15 protein-coding genes are annotated in these 16,680 nt (G+C 73.0%); 3 read left to right on the top strand and 12 right to left on the bottom strand.

Annotated elements, in window-relative coordinates; all coding sequences use genetic code 11:
- Nucleotides 1–39 precede the first annotated feature (39 nt).
- The 3 genes from ABD901_RS38940 to ABD901_RS38930 are packed head-to-tail and all read right to left on the bottom strand — an operon-like array spanning nt 40 to nt 2,293.
- Nucleotides 40–831, bottom strand: coding sequence for an SDR family NAD(P)-dependent oxidoreductase (locus ABD901_RS38940; RefSeq protein WP_345135134.1), 792 nt, complete (start codon nt 829–831; stop codon nt 40–42).
- A gap of 47 nt (nt 832–878) precedes the next feature.
- Nucleotides 879–1,469 (bottom strand): TetR/AcrR family transcriptional regulator, encoded by a 591-nt coding sequence (locus ABD901_RS38935; RefSeq protein ID WP_345135132.1) that lies wholly within the window; start codon nt 1,467–1,469, stop codon nt 879–881.
- 23 nt (nt 1,470–1,492) lie between these two features.
- Nucleotides 1,493–2,293 carry a DinB family protein gene (locus ABD901_RS38930; protein ID WP_345135130.1) on the bottom strand — a complete coding sequence of 267 codons (801 nt, stop codon included), beginning with the start codon at nt 2,291–2,293 and terminating at the stop codon, nt 1,493–1,495.
- A gap of 158 nt (nt 2,294–2,451) precedes the next feature.
- On the opposite strand from ABD901_RS38930, the gene ABD901_RS38925 reads away from it, so the two are divergent.
- Complete coding sequence (locus tag ABD901_RS38925; protein WP_345135128.1) at nt 2,452–3,528, top strand: cellulose binding domain-containing protein; 1,077 nt, start codon at nt 2,452–2,454, stop codon at nt 3,526–3,528.
- 62 nt (nt 3,529–3,590) lie between these two features.
- Here ABD901_RS38925 and ABD901_RS38920 read toward each other — a convergent pair whose 3' ends face one another.
- On the bottom strand, nt 3,591–5,045 hold the full coding sequence (locus ABD901_RS38920; protein ID WP_345135126.1) for a multicopper oxidase family protein: 1,455 nt from the start codon (nt 5,043–5,045) through the stop codon (nt 3,591–3,593).
- Entirely contained in the window at nt 5,042–5,479 is a 438-nt protein-coding gene (locus ABD901_RS38915; protein WP_345135124.1) for a hypothetical protein, read from the bottom strand. The genes ABD901_RS38920 and ABD901_RS38915 overlap by 4 nt, the downstream gene beginning before the upstream one ends.
- Before the next feature lie 86 nt (nt 5,480–5,565).
- Between ABD901_RS38915 and ABD901_RS38910 the strand changes: the two genes are divergently transcribed.
- Both ABD901_RS38910 and ABD901_RS38905 read left to right on the top strand, forming a co-directional pair.
- On the top strand, nt 5,566–6,015 hold the full coding sequence (locus ABD901_RS38910) for a YidB family protein (RefSeq protein ID WP_345135122.1): 450 nt from the start codon (nt 5,566–5,568) through the stop codon (nt 6,013–6,015).
- A gap of 97 nt (nt 6,016–6,112) precedes the next feature.
- Nucleotides 6,113–7,327: a YncE family protein gene (locus tag ABD901_RS38905; protein ID WP_345135120.1), complete on the top strand. Its 1,215-nt coding sequence runs from the start codon at nt 6,113–6,115 to the stop codon at nt 7,325–7,327.
- Between the two features lie 30 nt (nt 7,328–7,357).
- Here the strand turns inward: ABD901_RS38905 and ABD901_RS38900 are convergent, their stop codons facing one another.
- The 7 genes from ABD901_RS38900 to ABD901_RS38870 form a co-directional block, all read right to left on the bottom strand.
- A complete protein-coding gene (locus ABD901_RS38900; protein ID WP_345135118.1) occupies nt 7,358–8,365 on the bottom strand; it encodes an NAD(P)-dependent alcohol dehydrogenase in 1,008 nt (335 codons plus the stop codon).
- A gap of 81 nt (nt 8,366–8,446) precedes the next feature.
- A complete protein-coding gene (locus ABD901_RS38895) occupies nt 8,447–9,571 on the bottom strand; it encodes a sensor histidine kinase (RefSeq protein WP_345135115.1) in 1,125 nt (374 codons plus the stop codon).
- A 95-nt stretch (nt 9,572–9,666) separates the two neighbouring features.
- Nucleotides 9,667–11,814 carry a hypothetical protein gene (locus ABD901_RS38890; RefSeq protein ID WP_345135113.1) on the bottom strand — a complete coding sequence of 716 codons (2,148 nt, stop codon included), beginning with the start codon at nt 11,812–11,814 and terminating at the stop codon, nt 9,667–9,669.
- Entirely contained in the window at nt 11,814–13,757 is a 1,944-nt protein-coding gene (locus ABD901_RS38885) for a glycoside hydrolase family 31 protein (protein ID WP_345135111.1), read from the bottom strand. Before ABD901_RS38885 ends, ABD901_RS38890 begins: the two co-directional genes overlap by 1 nt.
- Before the next feature lie 13 nt (nt 13,758–13,770).
- Nucleotides 13,771–14,580: a carbohydrate ABC transporter permease gene (locus ABD901_RS38880; RefSeq protein WP_345135109.1), complete on the bottom strand. Its 810-nt coding sequence runs from the start codon at nt 14,578–14,580 to the stop codon at nt 13,771–13,773.
- Nucleotides 14,577–15,443, bottom strand: coding sequence for a carbohydrate ABC transporter permease (locus ABD901_RS38875; protein WP_345135107.1), 867 nt, complete (start codon nt 15,441–15,443; stop codon nt 14,577–14,579). Before ABD901_RS38875 ends, ABD901_RS38880 begins: the two co-directional genes overlap by 4 nt.
- 10 nt (nt 15,444–15,453) lie before the next feature.
- Nucleotides 15,454–16,659: a sugar ABC transporter substrate-binding protein gene (locus tag ABD901_RS38870; RefSeq protein WP_345135105.1), complete on the bottom strand. Its 1,206-nt coding sequence runs from the start codon at nt 16,657–16,659 to the stop codon at nt 15,454–15,456.
- Nucleotides 16,660–16,680: the final 21 nt, after the last annotated feature.

Genomic DNA, 16,680 nt, shown 5'->3' with positions numbered 1-16,680 from the left:
TAATGCCGATCACGCCGTGGAGGTCCCGGGTCGGCCAGGTCAGGCGTGCTTGAGCAGGCCGCCGTCCACGATCAGCTCCGCGCCGTTGATGTTGTTGGGAGCCGCGGCGAAGACGACGAGCCGAGCCACCTCGTCGGGCGTCGAGATCCGGCCCGTCGATGCGCCGAGCGACTGCTGCAGCTGTGCGGCGAACGTCTCGTGGTCGAGCCCCTGCCGGCGCCCGACCCGGCCGATGAACCCGTCGGGGTCCGTCCAGACGGCGGTGCTCACCGGGCCGGGGGAGACCGTGATCGCGCGGACGCCCTGCCCGCCGTACTGCTCGGCGATGACCTTCGTCAGGGCGTTGAGCGCCGCCTTCGCCACGTTGTAGGTCACCGGCCCGGCGGTGACGGCGTGTGCGCCGGCCGACGAGACGTTCACGATCACGCCGCGCCGTTCGACCAGGCTCGGCAGCGCGGCCCGGCTCACGCGCAGGGCGCTGTAGAAGGTCAGCTCGAAGGCGTCGGTCCAGTCGGCGTCGGGCAGCTCGGCCACGGGCCGCACCGCGCCGTCGACGAGCCGCTCCGGGTCGCCGACGCCGACGTTGTTGATGAGCAGGTCGATGCCGCCGAGGTGCGCGCGGGCCCGCTCGACGAGCTCGGCGGCGCCCCGCGCCGTGGCGAGGTCGACCGTTACGGGGACGGCGGCGGTCTGCGCGAGCTCGGGCGTGACGGTGCGCGATCCGGTGACGACGCGGGCGCCCTCGGCGAGCAGGGCGCGCACGACCGCGAGGCCGACGCCCTTGCTGCCCCCGGTCACCACGGCGGTCTTGCCGGCGAGGCTGAGGTCCATGCCCCGACCGTAGCAAAGTAAGGGAACGATCCCTAACATGATGGGCGTCACAGCCCGCGGTCGAGCAGCAGCTCCGCAAGGGCGCGGGCCTGCACCGCCGGTTCGGCGGTGCCGAGGCACTGCGCGGACGCGAGCGCACCCTCGTAGATCACCATCAGCTGGCCGGCGAGCCCGCCGGGATCCCCGGCGCCGCCGTCGCGCAGCAGGCCGGCGAACCGCGCGTGCAGCCACTCCTTGGCCGCCACCGCGGCCCGGCGGGGCGCGCCGTCCGCGTACTCGGCCAGCGTCATCTGGCACACGCACCCGCGGTAGGTGGCCGGATCGAGGTGCGAGCGCAGCCCGTCGAAGACGGCGAGGACCGCCGAGCGCGGGTCGTCCGGCGCCCGGCGGATCGCCGCCTCGATCCACTCCCGGTTCAGCAGATCGGCCCGGTGCACGTACGCCGCGACGAGGTCATCCTTGCTGCCGAAGGCGCGGTACAGCGTGGTCGGCGCCACCTGTGCCGCATCCGCCACCTTGTCGACGCCGGTCGCGTGCAGGCCGCCGCCGTAGAAGAGGTCGTGCGCGACGCGAAGGATGTGTTCGCGGGTGTCCGCGGCGCTGCGCCGCTGCCGCGTCTGCCGGTCGGTGTCCGTCACCCGAACGAGGCTACCCGCGGATGTTAGGGAGCGTACGCTACCGGTTCCCCTGACGGCGTCGGGCCGAGCGCCTCCAGGTCGCGTTCGGCGTACAGCCGGTGCTGGTACTCCTCGTTGAGCACCACCTGCAGGCATTCCCGGACCGGGAACGCATACGGCTCCGGCCAGCCGGGTCCCTCGACCGGCTCGACGGTGCGGTCCAGCGACTCGTCGGTCTGCTGCCAGATCACCGCCCGCACCGTCGCCCGCCGCTCGCCCAGCACCGCGAGGATCTCGTCCAGCGCCGGGCGGGCCTCCCGGTCGCGCGGCACGCCGTCGGCGTCGGGCATCTCGTCCCACGGCAGGCTCAGCGGGTGCCACGGCGCCGGGTCGCCGAGCACCGCGCGCAGCACCCACGCCTCGGAGGCGAACACCAGGTGCCGCAGCGTCTCGATGAACGACCACTCGCCGCCGACGGACTCGTGCAGCCGCTCGGGCGGCAGGCGGCGGGCGCGCGCGACGGTGCCTTCCCACAGCTTCTCGAGGGTCTCCCACGCCAGCCGGAACCCGGCCGCGTCGGCCGGGCGCATGAGCCGCCGCTCGGGCTGGCGCCGGTCGAGCTCGGCCTCGACGTAGGCGCCGACCTCGACGCCGTTGACGGTCAGGCCGCGCACCTCGCCCTCGATGTCGACGTCGATCAGCTCGACCCCGCGCATGACCACCGCGCGCAGCAGGACGCCGCGCAGCTCGGCCTCGCTCATGTCGACGTGGCGGAACTGTGTCCCGCCCAGGTGCACGTTGCGGAACCGGGAACCGCGCAGATCCGCGTCCTGGAACTCGACCATGCGGCGACGCTACCGCCTGCCGGGCGCTCCCGCGCGCCCCCGCGGCCCCGTGCCTGGCCAGGACCGCTTGAAAGTTTCATGCCCAGCTTGCCGAAAAGGTTTTCGGCGCGCACAGTGACCCGCGTCCCATTCGAGGTTGTGAATGAAGGAGGTGGGCGATGCAGCGTCGGCGACTTCGCAGTGCGGTGCTGTTCGCTGCCACGGCCGGGCTCGTCGCGAGCGGGGCCGTCGTCGCCACGACGGCTGGGGCGGCCGCGGCCGGGTGCCGGGTGGTGTACACGGTCACGGCGCAATGGCAGGGCGGCTTCGGCGCCGGCGTGGCGGTCACCAATCTCGGCGACCCGATCAACGGCTGGACGCTGACGTGGACCTTCGCCGGTGGCCAGACCGTCACGCAGGCGTGGAACGCCACGGTGACCCAGAGCGGCTCCGCGGTGACGGCCGTGAACGCGGGTTACAACGGCGCGCTGGGCACGGGGGCGAGCACGTCGTTCGGGTTCAACGGGGCCTGGACCGGCGCCAACCCGGTGCCGACGAGCTTCCGGCTCAACAACGTCGCGTGCACCGGCAGCGTCACTCCGAGCGGGAGTGCCACGCCGAGCGCGACACCGAGCACGACGCCCAGCGGGGGAACCACGCCCGCGGTGAAGACGGTGCGGGTGTTCTGGCTCAAGCCGACGGATGTCGCGTTCAGCCAGCGGTACCCGGACGGTATCGCCGCCGTGATGCGCGAGGCGCAGCGCTACTACCGGCAGGAGCTCGGCAAGACGTTCACGCTCAACACCACGGTCGTGGAGACCGTCAACGGCGAGCACGACGCCGCCTGGTACATCAACACGAACTGCGATCCCAACGGCGACCGGTACTGGTGCGTGGTCAGCAACATGCAGCAGGAGCTGCGGCGCCGGCTCGCGCTGGGCAACCCGGACAGCCGATGGCTGTGCGTCGGCGAGATCAGCGCCGAGGACGTCGGCAAGTCCGGCGGCGGGGCCAGCGTCGGGTGGGTGCTGCTCAGCGGGCACGACGCCGACGGCGCGGCCGGGACCAACGGCGCGATGAACCGGTGGTACGGCGGCATGGTGCACGAGCTCGGGCACGCCTTCGGGCTGCCGGACTCGACGTCCACGGACGGCACGCCGATGTCGGCGTCGTTCTACAGCTACCCGGACACCCACTTCAGCCAGGCGCAGAAGAACTCGATCCTCGCCGGCCCATACGGCGGCTTCCTGAGCTGAGCCACGCGAGAGCGGCGACCGCCCTGCCGGTCGCCGCTCTCGCGCCCGCGGCGCCGGTCGGCTCACTCGGGGTGGTTGTGGCCGTCGCCGCCGATGCGGAACGGCGTCGTGACGCCGGTGTAGGCGAGGTGGGCGAGCAGCCCCTCCGTGGCGTGGGCCAGGTTGTGGCAGTGGTCGACCCACACGCCGGGGTTGTCGGCGACGAACGCGGTCTCGTACGTCTCGCCGTCGGCGACCTCCAGCGAGTCCGTCCACCAGGGGCTGCCGGTCGCCGCGACGCCGTTGCGGCTCAGCACAACCGCGTGGTGGCCGTGCAGGTGCATCGGGTGCGCCTCGCCGCTGTCGTTCGCGATCGTCATGCGCACCACGTCGCCGCGGTCGACCATGAACATCGGCACGTCCGGGTACAGCCGGCCGTTGATCGTCCACCACATCCCCGGTCGGCCGTCGAGGAAGCCGGGCCGCCGCCCGATGCGGTACTCGAAGCGCCGGGTGGCGGCGGCCGGATCGAACCCGAGCGGCGCCGGCGAGCCGTAGGACAACAGGTCGACGGTGGCCCGCGGCTCGGGCGCCGCCGGGGCCGCGGCGGCGCTCGAGCCGACGACCAGCGCCGTTCCCGCGCCGACGTCGACCCGGACCGCGCCGCCCGCCGTCGGCACCGTGACCTCGAGGTCGGCCCGCCCGCCGGCCGCCAGCACGAGCGCGGCCGAGGTCACCGGCGGCGGCGAGGCGACGTCGTGGCCGTCGACGGCCACGACGCGGTAGGGCGCGCCCGACACCCAGGCGCGCATGGTGCCCTGGTCGGTGTTGACCACCCGGACTCGCACGGTCGCGCCCGGCTCGGCCGGCACCGCGGTGACGCCCGGCCGGCCGCCGATGGTGCGCCGCCCGGCGTAGGTGTGCACCAGCGCGAGCGCGTCGGCCGGCGCATCCGCCGGCGTGACGACCAGCGCGCCGAACAGCCCCAGCCGGACCTGCTCGTGCGAGACCTGATGGGAGTGGTACCAGTACGTGCCCGCGTCCGCCGCGACGAACCGGTACACGTGCTCCCGCCCGGGCGCGACGGCGTCCTGGGTCACGCCGGCGACCCCGTCCTCGGCGTTGGGCACGTCGTAGCCGTGCCAGTGCAGGGTGACGCCGCCGGACACGGACTCGTTGACGAGCCGCACCTCGACCAGCTGCCCCTGCCGTGCCCGGATCTCCGGCCCCGGAGAGGCGTGGTTGAGGGTGTACCCCGCCATGGCCCGCCCGTCCGGCAGGGTGATCCGCTCCGCCCGGGCGACGAGGGTGACCGACACGTCGGCCGGCCCCTCCCGCGGCCCGGTGAGCGCGGCCACCGACGCCCCGCCGTGGTGCATGCCCGCGTGGGAGGGGCCGCCGCCGTACTCCGGATGCCCCATGTCCATGATCGAGTACGAGCCGGGCATCAGGCTGTCCTGCCACGCCCAGCCCAGCGGCCCGGCGATCGCCAGGGCCGCCGCCGCGGCCCCGATGACCCGCCACCGCCGCCCGCTCATGCTGCGGCGGCGACCGGCTGCGCCGCGGCGGCGGTCCCGGCCCGCCTCGCGCGGTGTGCGGCGACGAGCGGCACGCCCAGCAGGGCGATCGCGTTGAGCCCGTGCAGCGTGCCGACCACCGGCGCGCTGAAGGCCACGAACGCCAGCGCCACCTGCAGCGCCGTCAGGCCGAACGTGAGGCCGGCCCACCGGACCCCGCCGGGCACGCGGGCGAAGAAGGACACGACGAGGAAGGCGAGCGCGATGAGCGGGATGACCGCCATGCCGGTGATGGCGTGCGTGAGGTGCCCGGGGTTGGGGCCCTCGTTCTTGTCGAAGACGCCGCCCTCGTCGATCTGCTGGATGACGGTGAACCAGGCGTAGGCGACGCTGGCCGCCTGGGCCAGCACCCCGGCCGCGACGAGGTAGGCGAGGACTCGATATGTGGATCGCATGCCCGCAACTTTCAGCGCACCCACTTCACGGCGACTTGACAACGACTTAAGACCGAGTGGGCGCGCCGGGCGGCTACATTGGGAGGATGACCGCGGCGGACCTCCGCAAGCTGTCCATGCTGCTCGATGACCTCGAGGTGCGCGAGCTGCTCTTCGGCTTGGCTCACGTCCGGTCGGGAGGCCGGGCGGTCGAGCCCGGCGCGCCGCGGTTGCGCGCGGTCGTGCTCGACCTGGCCGCCTCGACCACCGCCGAGCAGTACCACAGCTGGCTGTCCGACGACGTGCACAACCGGTCGATGTCGGTCGCCCAGGCACACGCGGCGGTCGGCGATGACGCGATCGACGACCTGGCCAGATTCACCAGCTGCAGCGCCGTGGCCGTCGCCTGGCAGCTGGCCATCGTGCTGCCCGACCTGGTGGACGCGGTCTCTCCGGGAGCGCAGGTCCTCGACGCGGGCGTGCTGGCCCACGACATCGACGAAGCGTGCCTGGACGGCGACCGGTCGGCGGGCGCCTTCGGTTCCCGCGCGCACTGACCGGCCAAGCCGCACGGCTGTCCAGCGCAGCGCGAATATTCATCTCCCGAAAATCGTCGATGATTCCGGGAACGGCTCCGCCGTCCGGTGGCTCGTCATGGACATGAAGCGTCGGGAACTGCTGGGCCTGGGCGGTGTGGTGTTCCTCGCCGGGTGCACGTCGCCCCGCCCTGCCACCAAATCTCAGCCGGGGGGTCAGCCGGGGGAGCTGCTCGCCGTGTCCCTGCCTGACGGGCTGGCGGTGCTGGACTCCGGCACCGCCCGCCGGGTCGCGGGCGGCACGCTGCTGACCGGCAACCGACTGGTCGGCGTTGATACGGACGGCCGCGTCGTGGTCCGCGACGCGACGACCGGCGTCATTGTCACCGCGACCGCGGTGCGCGGCCGGATGCGGCTCGCGGCCGTCGCGCCGGATGCGAGCCTCGTCGCGCTCGTCGACGGCGACCCTGCGGGCCGCACCGAGACGACGATCGTGGTCGGGGGGCCGACCGGGGAGCGGCATCGCCTGACGCTTCCCGGGTTCGTCCAGCCCGAGGCGTTCTCCTCGAGCGGTACCTCGTTGTTCGTCCTCGACATGCTCCCGCCGGAGCATCCGGATCGGTACCGCGTGCGGGTGCTGGACCTCGCCGCCGGCCAGCTCAAGGCGTTGAACCTGCCCGGGGAGAACGCCGGGTTGAAGGTCCTCGTGCCGGAGGGCGCCGAGGAGGAGATGCGCGGCGAGGGCCGCCAGGCGGTGTTCGACCCGGGCCGGGAGCGGCTGTTCACGCTGTACAGCCACCAGCCCGACCACCAGCACGTGCGTGACCTGCTGCACCCGGGCGCCCGCGACGGCAAGCCCGACGTGCACGCGTTTGTGCACACCCTGAGCGTGCGGGACGGCTGGGCGGTCTGCGTGGACCTGCCCGCCGCCTTCGGCACCGGGCCGGTCGAGGGCCTGACCATCGCGCAGAGCGCCGAGGAGGTGTGGGTGGCCGACGCCGGCAAGGGGGTGGCCGCGGTGATCCACGCCGACGCTCTCGCGGTGATGCAGGAGCTGACCTTCGAACCGGTCACCGGTCGCGCCGCGCTCGCGGCCGGCGTCGACAGGATCCATCTCGCCGTGGGTTCGCGGGTCCTGGTCTTCGCCCGGGACACCAAGGCTCACGTGGCGACCTGGACCCTGCCCGCCGACGCACGGGGGATCGCGGTTTCGAGTCAGCATGTGTACGTCGGGCAGCCGGACGCCGTCCTGCGCATCGATCCCGCGACCGGCGCGGTCACCGGGACCGTCGGCGTGGCCGGACTCGGCGGCGTGGAGCGCGTCATCGCGTGACAACACCTGAGAACGAGCGCGCGAGTCCAGCTACGCCACCGAGATGACGACCTTGGCGCGCGCGTGCTCGATCTCGAGGTACCGCACCGCTTCCGCCGCCCGTTCGAGCGGAAAGGTGCGGTCGACGGCCGGCGTGATCTCGCCCGCCTCGAGGTGCTCGCGCAGCGTGGCGAGGCTCTGCGCGCTCGGCGGCACGTTGAGCAGCGGCACGACCCGCCGGTCGCCCATCTTCGCGGCGAGCGTCGCGCGGATCGTCAGCGCCATCGGCCCGAAGTACGACGGCCGCCCGCCGCCGGAGGTCCCGCCGCCGGACATCACGAGCCGCCCGTGCTCGGTCAGGACGCTCCTGAGCTCCCCGAGCGAGCGGTTCGCGACCAGGTCGAGCACGACGTCGTAGCGCCGCCCGCCCCGCGTGAAGTCCTCCCGCGTGTAGTCCACGACGTGGTCGGCGCCCAGCTCCGCGACGAGCTCGGCGTTGCGGGTGCTGCACACGCCGGTGACGGTGGCGCCGTAGGCCTTGGCCAGCTGTACCGCGAACGTGCCGACGCCGCCGGAGGCGCCGTTGATCAGCACGTGCTCCCCGGCCTTGACCTTCCCGGCGTCCCGCAGCGCCGCGAGCGCCGTCGTTGCGGCGAGGGGCACCGCGGCCGCCTGCTCGAACGTGAGCCCGGCGGGCTTGTGCCCGATCCAGGCGACGGGCACGCGGGCGTACTGCGCGAACGCCCCGTCGTCCTCGCGCAGGTCCCCGTACACCTCGTCGCCCGGCTCGTAGCCGGTCACGCCCGCGCCGACGGCCTCGACGACGCCGGCGAAGTCGCTGCCGCGCACCCGCTGCCGGGGACCGCTGCGCCCGAACATGGCGGGCATCGTGTACCGCGCGAGGCGGGGATCCCCGCGCATGATGTGCCAGTCCCGGGCGTTGACCGCGGCAGCGCGGACCCGGACCAGCACCTCCCCGTCGCCGGCCACCGGCCGCTCGATCTCCCGCAGCTCCAGCGTGTCCGCCGACCCGTACCGCTCCTGAACGATCGCCTTCATGCCATCGATGTTCGCCGCGCAGCAAGATCATCCTCATCGGAACATGGACCGCGATGTTCCCGTACTTTCGGCGCCGGCGGGTCAGCTGCGGGGCAGCACGGCGGTGACGGTCCAGCCCCGGCCGGGGCCGGGGCCCGCCTCGCAGGTGCCACCGACCAGGCCGGCGCGCTCGACCATCCCCGCGAGGCCGAAGCCCCCGCTCGACGCGGCGCGGGCCGGTGCCGCCTCGCCGTCGTCGGTGACCCGCAGGCGCACGGAGGAGTCGTCGGCGACCACGCTGACCTCGATGCGGGTGGCGTTGCGGGCGTGGCGGCGGGCGTTGGTGACGGACTCCTGGGCCAGGCGGTACAGCGCGGTTCCCACCGGCGACGGCAGGTCCTCGACGTCTCCCGTCACCGCCACCTCGACGGCGGGGCCGAGCACGTGCCGGCCGGCCAGGCCGTGCAGGTCGGCGACCCGGGGCGCCGGTGCCAGGTCGACCGGCTCGTCGGTGCGCAGCACCTTCACGATCCCGCGCATCTCGGCCAGGGCCCGCGACGCCTCCGCCTCGATGACCCGCAAGGCGTCGGTGGCCGCCGACGGGTCGCTCGCCGCGGTGGCCAGCCCCGCCTGCGCCCGGATGATCATGGCGGACACGTGGTGCGCGACGGTGTCGTGCAGGTCGCGGGCCAGGCGCTCGCGCTCGAGCAGCTTCACCTGGTCCAGCTCGCGCTGGCGGGCGCGCGTGCGGTAGCGCAGCGCCGCGCCGAGCGCCGTGACCGCGAACAGCACGCCGAAGGCGCCGAAGGCGTCGCTCCACGGCATGTACCCCACGAGCAGCGAGAACAGCAGCTTCGCGGCGATGATCGCGCAGCCGGCGAGCACCTCGCGGCCCGATCCCCAGCGCAGCAGCGCGTAGGCGAGGAACAGCACGTACACGAAGGCGTTGAGGCCCAGGTCGCGGCCGGTCACCAGCGGCGCGAGGCCGCACACGACGAACGCGATCGCGACCATCCGCAGCGGGTAGGTCCGCCGCCACAGCAGCGTCGGCAGCACGGCCAGGGCCACGCCGCCGGCGAACCAGCGCCACGGCAGGCCGGGCCGGGCGAGGACCTCGATGACGATCGCGAGCGCGAAGCCGCCGACGAGCACCCAGTCGCGCCACACCCGGGCGGGCGGGGCGGCCGGGCTCGGCTCGTCCCAGACGGAGCGCAGCAGGCCGGGCATCGCCTCCATCGTATGGTCCCGCCGGCCGCCGCGGATCCGACCAAAGTACGACCGGTCCCGGCCGTACGCGAGCACGGCCGGGACCGGGGGAGCGCCTACGGCGTGACGTCGGCGCTGTCGATGGCGATGTTCCAGCCGCTGCTCGCGGCGTTCTTCGTGCCGGTCACCCGGACGCGCAGCGTGTGCGGGCCGGCGGCGAGCACCGGGCTCGTCCACACGACGCCGGAGGCGTTGCGGGCGGCGGCGTAGTTGTCGACCAGGGTCTCCGCGCCGCCGTCCAGCGACAGGGCCATGATCTGCTGGTCGGCGTCGCGGACCGCGTGCAGCGCGACCCTCGTGCCGGTGAAGCTGAACGTCGCCGTCGAACCGGCCGTGAAGCTCCAGTTCGCGGTGCCGTTGAACATGTCCGGCACGCCGGTGGTCAGGCCCCAGCCCGAGCCGTAGGCGAACCTGGCGTCGGTGCCGTCGTACGTGGCGACGGCGGCCTGGGTGACGTCGGCGCGGTCCAGCGCGATGTTGATGCCGGAGCTGGCCGGGTTGCGCTGGCCGGTGTTGACGATCGTGACCGTGTGCGCGCCGGACGGCAGTGTCGCGCTGGTCCACACGACGCCGGAGGCGTTGCGGGTGGCGGCGTAGTTGTCGATCGTCACCGGCGCGCCGCCGTCGACCGCGACCGTCATGCGGCCCTGGTCGACGTCGCGCACAGCGTGCAGCGCGACCTGGGTGCCGGTGAAGCGGAACGTGGCGGTGGCACCGGCGACGTGGCTCCAGTTCGCGGTGCCGTTGAACATGTCGGGCACGCCGGTGGTGCGGCCCCAGTTGGCGTCGTAGGTGAAGTCGGCGCTGTCGGCGTCGACGACGAGCGGGCCGCCGGTGGTGCCGCCGTCCAGCGGCGTGCCCAGCGTGACGGTGTACGCGTCCGAGCCCGACGTCATTGGCACGGCGACGTTCAGCGCACCGCCGGTGACGGTCACGTCGCCGCTGCTGACGATCGCCGGACCGGTCAGCGGCGACTGGTTGGCGATGCGGGCCACGGTGACCCGGGCCTTGCCGTTGGTGACGAGCCACGACGGCACCCCGCGGATGGCGACCGTGGTGGTGCCGGTCTCGCCGGTCTGGTTGCCCAGCAGCGCGACCGCGCGCCCGGCGTTGCGATCGACGCTCGCCGCGACCCCGACGGCCCCCGAACCGGTGGCGGCGACGAGGTTGCCGGTCATCTGGGCGTAGGCGCGGTACGTCCACCACTGCCCGGTCGGCTGCCCGTTCCACAGCACGGAGTCGAGCGTGCCCGCCACGCAGCAGTCCGACCAGATGGCGTGCGCCGCCGCCGTGACGTTGGAGGCGGCCAGGCGGGACAGGAACCAGGCGAGGTACCCCGGCTGCTGTTGCTGCGAGAAGAGGTACTCGTCGATCGTCATCGGCAGCGCCGCGACCCCACGAGCGGACAGGATCGCGGCGGCGTCCGCGGAGTCGGCGAGGGGGTCGTTGCCGAAGTGCCAGTTGAGCACGTTGGGCAGGGTGCCGTCGGCCTTCGTGCGCGCCACCCAGGCGTCCAGCCAGCCGTGGTTGTAGCCGGAGTACGACGGGCCGACGATGACCGCGCCGGGGTCCAGGCGCCGGATCTCGTTCACCGCGGTGTTCCACATCCGGTAGTACTGCTCGCTGTTGACGCCGCGCGGCCAGAAGCCGGTGCCGTCGGGCTCGTTCCAGATGTCGTACTGCACCCGCGCCCCCGACGCCTTCACGTCCGTGACGAGCCGGGTGATGAACGAGCGCCAGTTGGTGCAGTCGCCGTTGTCGCAGGGGTACACCGTGTTCGCCGGCTGTTCGGTGTCGGCGCCCCACACGTCGGAGACGAGCAGGTGGTACGCGGCGTTGTACGGCGCGGCGGTGACCCGCCGGGCCTGCCCGATCGCGGAGTTGAGCCGCACCTGGTAGCCGGACCCGGCGGCGTAGCCGTCGCCGATCCAGCCGTGCCCGGCGATGCGGGCCCCGCCGCCGCGGAACAGCGTCGGGTGCAGCGGCTGCATGAGGGAGTCGGCGGGCCCGGAGCCGTCCTGGTTCAGGCCGTAGAGGAACCCGGAGCCGGCGAAGGTCGGCGCCTTGCCGACGGCGGACAGGTCGACGTTCACGGTGACGTCGGCGGCCTCGGCGGACGGCGTGACCATGAGCGGCACGGCGACCGTGGCGAGGCCGAGGAGCAGGACGGCGATGAGGCGGCCTGGCGGAGCTGCGCGGGACATCATTCCTCCTGAATGGGGAGACGTGCGTCGTCTCGTAGGAACAAGGGGATCTGGGCCAGCGGCGCGTCGACGCTGACGCGCTGCCCGCCCTCGAAGGTGGTGCCGGTGTCGGTGTGCGTCCAGCCGGCGCCGGCCGGGAGGTACACCTCGCGGTGGCGCGCGCCGGGCTCGAGCACGGGCGCGACGAGCAGGTCGCGGCCGAACAGGAAGGCGTCCTCGACGTCCCAGGCGTCCGGGTCGGCGGGGAACTCCAGCAGCAGCGGGCGCAGCAGCGGCAGCCCGCCGCGCAGCTGCTCGTGCAGGTAGGGGCGCAGCCGCTCGCGCAGGCGCAGGAACGCGGCCAGGATCTCGTAGGCCTCCGCGCCGTAGGACCACACCTCGTTCGGGCCGCCGCCGTCGCCGACGCCGGCCCGCTCGGTGCGCGGCTCGCGGTGGCCGTGCAGGCGGAACAGCGGGCAGAAGGCGCCGAACTGGAACCAGCGCACGAGCAGTTCCCGGTACGCCGGGTCGGCCGGGTCCCCGCCGTGGAAGCCCCCGATGTCGGTCGTCCACCACGGGATGCCGCTCATGGCGACGTTGAGCCCCGCCCGCACCGAGGACCGCAGCGCCGGGAACGTCGCCGGGATGTCGCCCGACCACAGCGCCGCGCCGTAGCGCTGCGAGCCGGCCCAGGCCGAGCGCACCAGCGTCAGGATCTCGGTCTCGCCCTGCTGGACCAGGTACTCGAACGCGCCCCGGGCGTGCTCGCGCGGGTAGAGGTTGGCGACCTCGGCGCCCGGCCCGGCCGACAGGCTCAGGTTGTGGAAGTGGCCCGGGCGCATCTCGGGCTCGCAGGCGTCGAGCCAGAACGCGCGGATGCCGTCCTTGCCGTACGACTCGTGCACCCGTGCCCAGAGGAACTCCCGCGCCCGGGGGTCGGTGGCGTCGTAGAACGAGACGCCGAGCGGCGCGTCGGTCTCGCCGTCGGGCCATTCCGCGTGTACGCCGCTGCCGTTGTCGGTCGCCACCAGCAGCCCGGTGTCGCGCATGGCGGCGTGGTTGGCCGACAGCGGGCTGACCGACGGCCACACCGACACCGCGAGCTCGACGCCCAGCGCCCGCAGCTCCTGCGTCATCGCCGCCGCGTCGGGCCAGTTGCCGGTGTCCCAGTCCCAGTCGCCGAGGTGGCGCCAGTGCAGGTAGTCGGCGACGATGACCGACAGGGGCAGGCCGCGGCGACGGTACTCCCGGGCGACCTCGAGCAGCTCGGCCTGGTCGCGGTAGCGCAGCTTGCTCTGCCAGAACCCGGAGGCCCAGGCCGGCAGCTCGGGCGCGGGCCCGGTCGCCTCGCCGTAGCGGCGCAGGATCTCGGCGGGCTCGCCGCAGGTGAGCCAGTAGTCGATCTGCGGCGCCCGGTCGGCGACCCAGCGGGTGCCGTTGGCGGCGAGCTCGACGCGGCCGACCGCCGGGGTGTTCCACAGCAGGCCGTAGCCGCGGCTGGACACGGCGAACGGGATGCTCACCTCGCCGTTGCGCTGCTGCAGCTCCAGCACCATGCCCTTCTGGTCGAAGCGGCCGTGGCCGTGCTGGCCGAGGCCGTAGAAGCGCTCGCCCTCGTAGGCGGCGAAGCGCTGCTCGACGCGGTGGCCCCCGCCGCCGGCGGGCTCGAAGTGGCGCGCGCCCGGCCACCAGAAGTGCGCCGGCGCCTCGCGCAGCAGTTCCTCGCCGGTGTCGGCGCGGCGCGCGGTGAGCAGCCCGGCGGGGCTCACCTCGACCCGCAGCCGCCCGTTGACTAGGGCACCGTCCACGATGGACGCGTCGGTCGGCGGGGGCGCGTCGAGCAGGGCACCGGGCCGGCCGGCGACGATGCGGTGCAGGCCCGCGCGCACCCGGACGCTGTCGGCGCCCCACGGCTCGGCGACGAGCACGTGGTGGCCGTGCCGCCAGGTCAGCTGAGTGGACACAGTGGACGGTCTCCTAATCCTTGACGCTGCCGCTGGTGATGCCGGCCGCGACGTACCGTTGCGCGACGACGAGCAGCGCGGCGACCGGCAGCGAGGCGATGACCCCGGTGGCCATGACGCTGTTCCAGTCGCTGATGTGCGCGCCGATGAAGCGGTAGATGCCGACGGTGATGGGGGCGGCCTCGTCGCGGGTGGTCAGGGTGACCGCGAAGAGGAAGTCCGCCCAGGCGAACAGGAACGAGAACAGCCCCGCGGTGATGACCGCGTTGCGGCTCACCGGCAGGATGACCGACCACAGCGTGCGCAGCGCCGAGGCGCCGTCCAGCTGCGCGGCCTCGCGGATCTGCGCCGGGATGCCGCCCATGAACGCGTGCAGGATCAGCACGGCGAACGGCACGCACAGCGTCGAGTCGGCCAGGATGAGCGCCAGCGGCGTGTCGAGCAGGAACAGCTCGTTGGCCGCGACGTAGAACGCGTTGGCCATCACGATGCCGGGGATCATCTGGGCCACGAGCAGCCCGAACAGCAGCGGCCGGCGCAGCGGCGCGCCGAGCTGGGCCAGGCCGAAGGCGGCCGGCACGGCGACGAGCAGCGTGACGCCGACCGTGCCCAGCGCGATGTACACACTGGTGATCAGATGCCGGCCCTGGCTGGACAGCGCATTGCGGTAGCCGTCGAGGGTGCCGTGGATCGGCAGCCAGGTCGGCGTCGGCTTGATGAGATCCGTCGACGGCAGCAGCGAGGCGTTGACCATCCAGTACAACGGGAACAGCATCACGGCGAGGACGACCACGCCGATGGCCGTGTTGAGCGCCCGCCTCACGACGAGCGCCGTTCCGCGCGCAGGTAGCCGATCGCGAACACCACGGCGACGACGATCAGCAGGTTGCCGACCGCGGCGCCGTGCCCGAACGCGAGCTGCTGGAACGACAGGTCGTAGGAGAAGGTCGTCAGGGTCTGCGAGGAGTCGGCCGGGCCGCCCTGGGTGAGCACCATGATGACGTCGAACACCTTCAGCGTGTAGATCAGCCCGAGCGTGAGCACGACCGACGTGACCGGGCGCAGCAGCGGGAGCGTGATGTGCCGGAAGCGCCGCCACGCGCCGGCGCCGTCGAGCTGTGCGGCCTCGTAGAGCTCGTCCGGGATGGACTGCAGCCCGCCGTACAGGATGACCATGTTGAACGGGATGCCGACCCAGATGTTGACCAGCGTGACGGCGGTGAGCGCCACGCTCGTGCTGGCCAGCCACGGCACCGGCTCGTCGATGAGGTGCAGGCTCAGCAGCGACCGGTTGAGCACGCCCGAGTCGGTCTCGAGGATCCACCGCCACGCCGTGCCGGACACCACCAGCGGCAGCAGCCACGGCACCAGCAGCAGCGAGCGCAGCACGCCGTTCAGCGGGAAGTTGCGCCGGAAGAAGACCGCCAGGGCCAGGCCGATGCCGAACTGGAACAGCAGCGACCCCGCGGTGAACAGCACGGTGTTGGTGACGGTGCCGGCGAACGCCGGGTCGCGGAGCACCTCGCGGTAGTTCCGCAGCCCGGCGAACGGCGCGACGCCCGTGTAGAAGGACGAGACCGTGAAATCCTGGAAGCCCATCCGCACGTTGGTGGCGAGCGGGTACAGGTAGAACACGATCAGGTACAGCCACGCCGGAGCGACGAAGGCCAGTCTGCGCAGGTTCATTGCTCGGAGGTCATCCGGCGGCCGACTGCGCGGCCTTGAGGGCCTCCTCCGGCGACTTGCCGCCGGCCAGGCACGCCTGGATCGCGTTGAACAGCGCCTCGCTGACCTTCGGGTAGGCGGTGCCGAGCTCGGCGGTGCGCGCCTGCGCGGTGGCGACCTCCTCGACGAACGCCGAGAGCTGCGGGTCGCTCTGCGCGAGCTGCTGCGCGGCGGCCTGGTTGCTCGGGATGTAGCCGGCCGCCTTCGACCACTCGAGGCTCTTGTCCTGGCTCAGCAGGCACTTGAGCACCGACAGCGCCTTGGCCTCGCGCTGCGGGTTGCTGTGCCCGACGGTCCACATCTCGCCGCCGAGCGGGGTGACCGGCTTGGCGGTGGGCGAGGGGATCGGGATGGGCACGATGCCGAACTTGAGATCCGCCTTCTTGTTCAGCGTCGGCAGCTGCCACGGCCCGTTGACCATCATCACCGCGTTGCCGGCCATGAACTGGTCGTTGACGTCGGCCTGGGTCCAGGTGACGACGGACTTCGAGGCGGCCTTGGCCTCCACGAGGTCCTTCCATAGGGCGAGGGCCTTGACCGCCTCGGGGGAGTCGAGCTTGGACAGGCTCGCGCCGGCGGTCCAGAAGAACGGCTCGAACTGGAAGCTGCCCTCCTCGGTGCCCACGGCGGAGAAGGCCATGCCGTAGCGGGTGCCCTTGGTGAGGGCCTTCGCGGCGGCGGTCAGCTCGTCCCAGGTCTTCGGCGGCTGCAGGTTCGCCTGGGTGAAGAGGTCCTTGTTGTAGTACAGCGCGAGGCCGTTGACGCCGGGCGCGATGCCGTAGGTGTCGCCCTTGTACTTGCCGGCGGCCACGATCGACGGGTAGAGCCCGTCGGTGGACAGGTCCTTGAGCGGCACGAGGCCGCCGGTGGCCGCGAGCTGCGGCAGGTCGGGGTTGTCGACCAGGGCCAGGTCCGGCAGCGAGCGCGAGGAGGCCTGCTGCAGCAGCTTCGGCATGAACTGGGCCCGCGGGACCTGCTGGTGCTGGACCTTCACGCCGACCTGTGCGCCGCACTCGTCGAGCAGCTTCGGCAGCTGCGTGTTCTGCGGCGCGGCCTCGTAGTAGTCGATCTCGGTCAGGGTGTTGTTGTCGTCCTTGGTACTGCCGGTGCCGTTGCCGCACGCGGCGAGCGCGACGGCGGTGAGGGTGACGGCGAATGCGGCGGCGAGCTTTCTCATCTCGGGGTGCGCCTTTCTGTT

Source organism: Dactylosporangium darangshiense (assembly GCF_039537565.1).
Classification (GTDB): Bacteria; Actinomycetota; Actinomycetes; order Mycobacteriales; family Micromonosporaceae; genus Dactylosporangium; species Dactylosporangium darangshiense.
The sequence above is the reverse complement of the archived record's forward strand: the minus strand, read 5'-3'. Positions and strand labels throughout refer to the sequence as shown.

Coding starts and splice junctions, on each gene's coding strand:
- ABD901_RS38940 (WP_345135134.1), bottom strand. CDS start 831: ATGGACCTCAGCCTCGCCGGCAAGACCGCCGTGGTGACCGGGGGCAGC.
- ABD901_RS38930 (WP_345135130.1), bottom strand. CDS start 2,293: ATGGTCGAGTTCCAGGACGCGGATCTGCGCGGTTCCCGGTTCCGCAAC.
- ABD901_RS38925 (WP_345135128.1), top strand. CDS start 2,452: ATGCAGCGTCGGCGACTTCGCAGTGCGGTGCTGTTCGCTGCCACGGCC.
- ABD901_RS38920 (WP_345135126.1), bottom strand. CDS start 5,045: ATGAGCGGGCGGCGGTGGCGGGTCATCGGGGCCGCGGCGGCGGCCCTG.
- ABD901_RS38915 (WP_345135124.1), bottom strand. CDS start 5,479: ATGCGATCCACATATCGAGTCCTCGCCTACCTCGTCGCGGCCGGGGTG.
- ABD901_RS38910 (WP_345135122.1), top strand. CDS start 5,566: ATGACCGCGGCGGACCTCCGCAAGCTGTCCATGCTGCTCGATGACCTC.
- ABD901_RS38905 (WP_345135120.1), top strand. CDS start 6,113: ATGGACATGAAGCGTCGGGAACTGCTGGGCCTGGGCGGTGTGGTGTTC.
- ABD901_RS38900 (WP_345135118.1), bottom strand. CDS start 8,365: ATGAAGGCGATCGTTCAGGAGCGGTACGGGTCGGCGGACACGCTGGAG.
- ABD901_RS38895 (WP_345135115.1), bottom strand. CDS start 9,571: ATGCCCGGCCTGCTGCGCTCCGTCTGGGACGAGCCGAGCCCGGCCGCC.
- ABD901_RS38890 (WP_345135113.1), bottom strand. CDS start 11,814: ATGTCCCGCGCAGCTCCGCCAGGCCGCCTCATCGCCGTCCTGCTCCTC.
- ABD901_RS38875 (WP_345135107.1), bottom strand. CDS start 15,443: ATGAACCTGCGCAGACTGGCCTTCGTCGCTCCGGCGTGGCTGTACCTG.
- ABD901_RS38870 (WP_345135105.1), bottom strand. CDS start 16,659: ATGAGAAAGCTCGCCGCCGCATTCGCCGTCACCCTCACCGCCGTCGCG.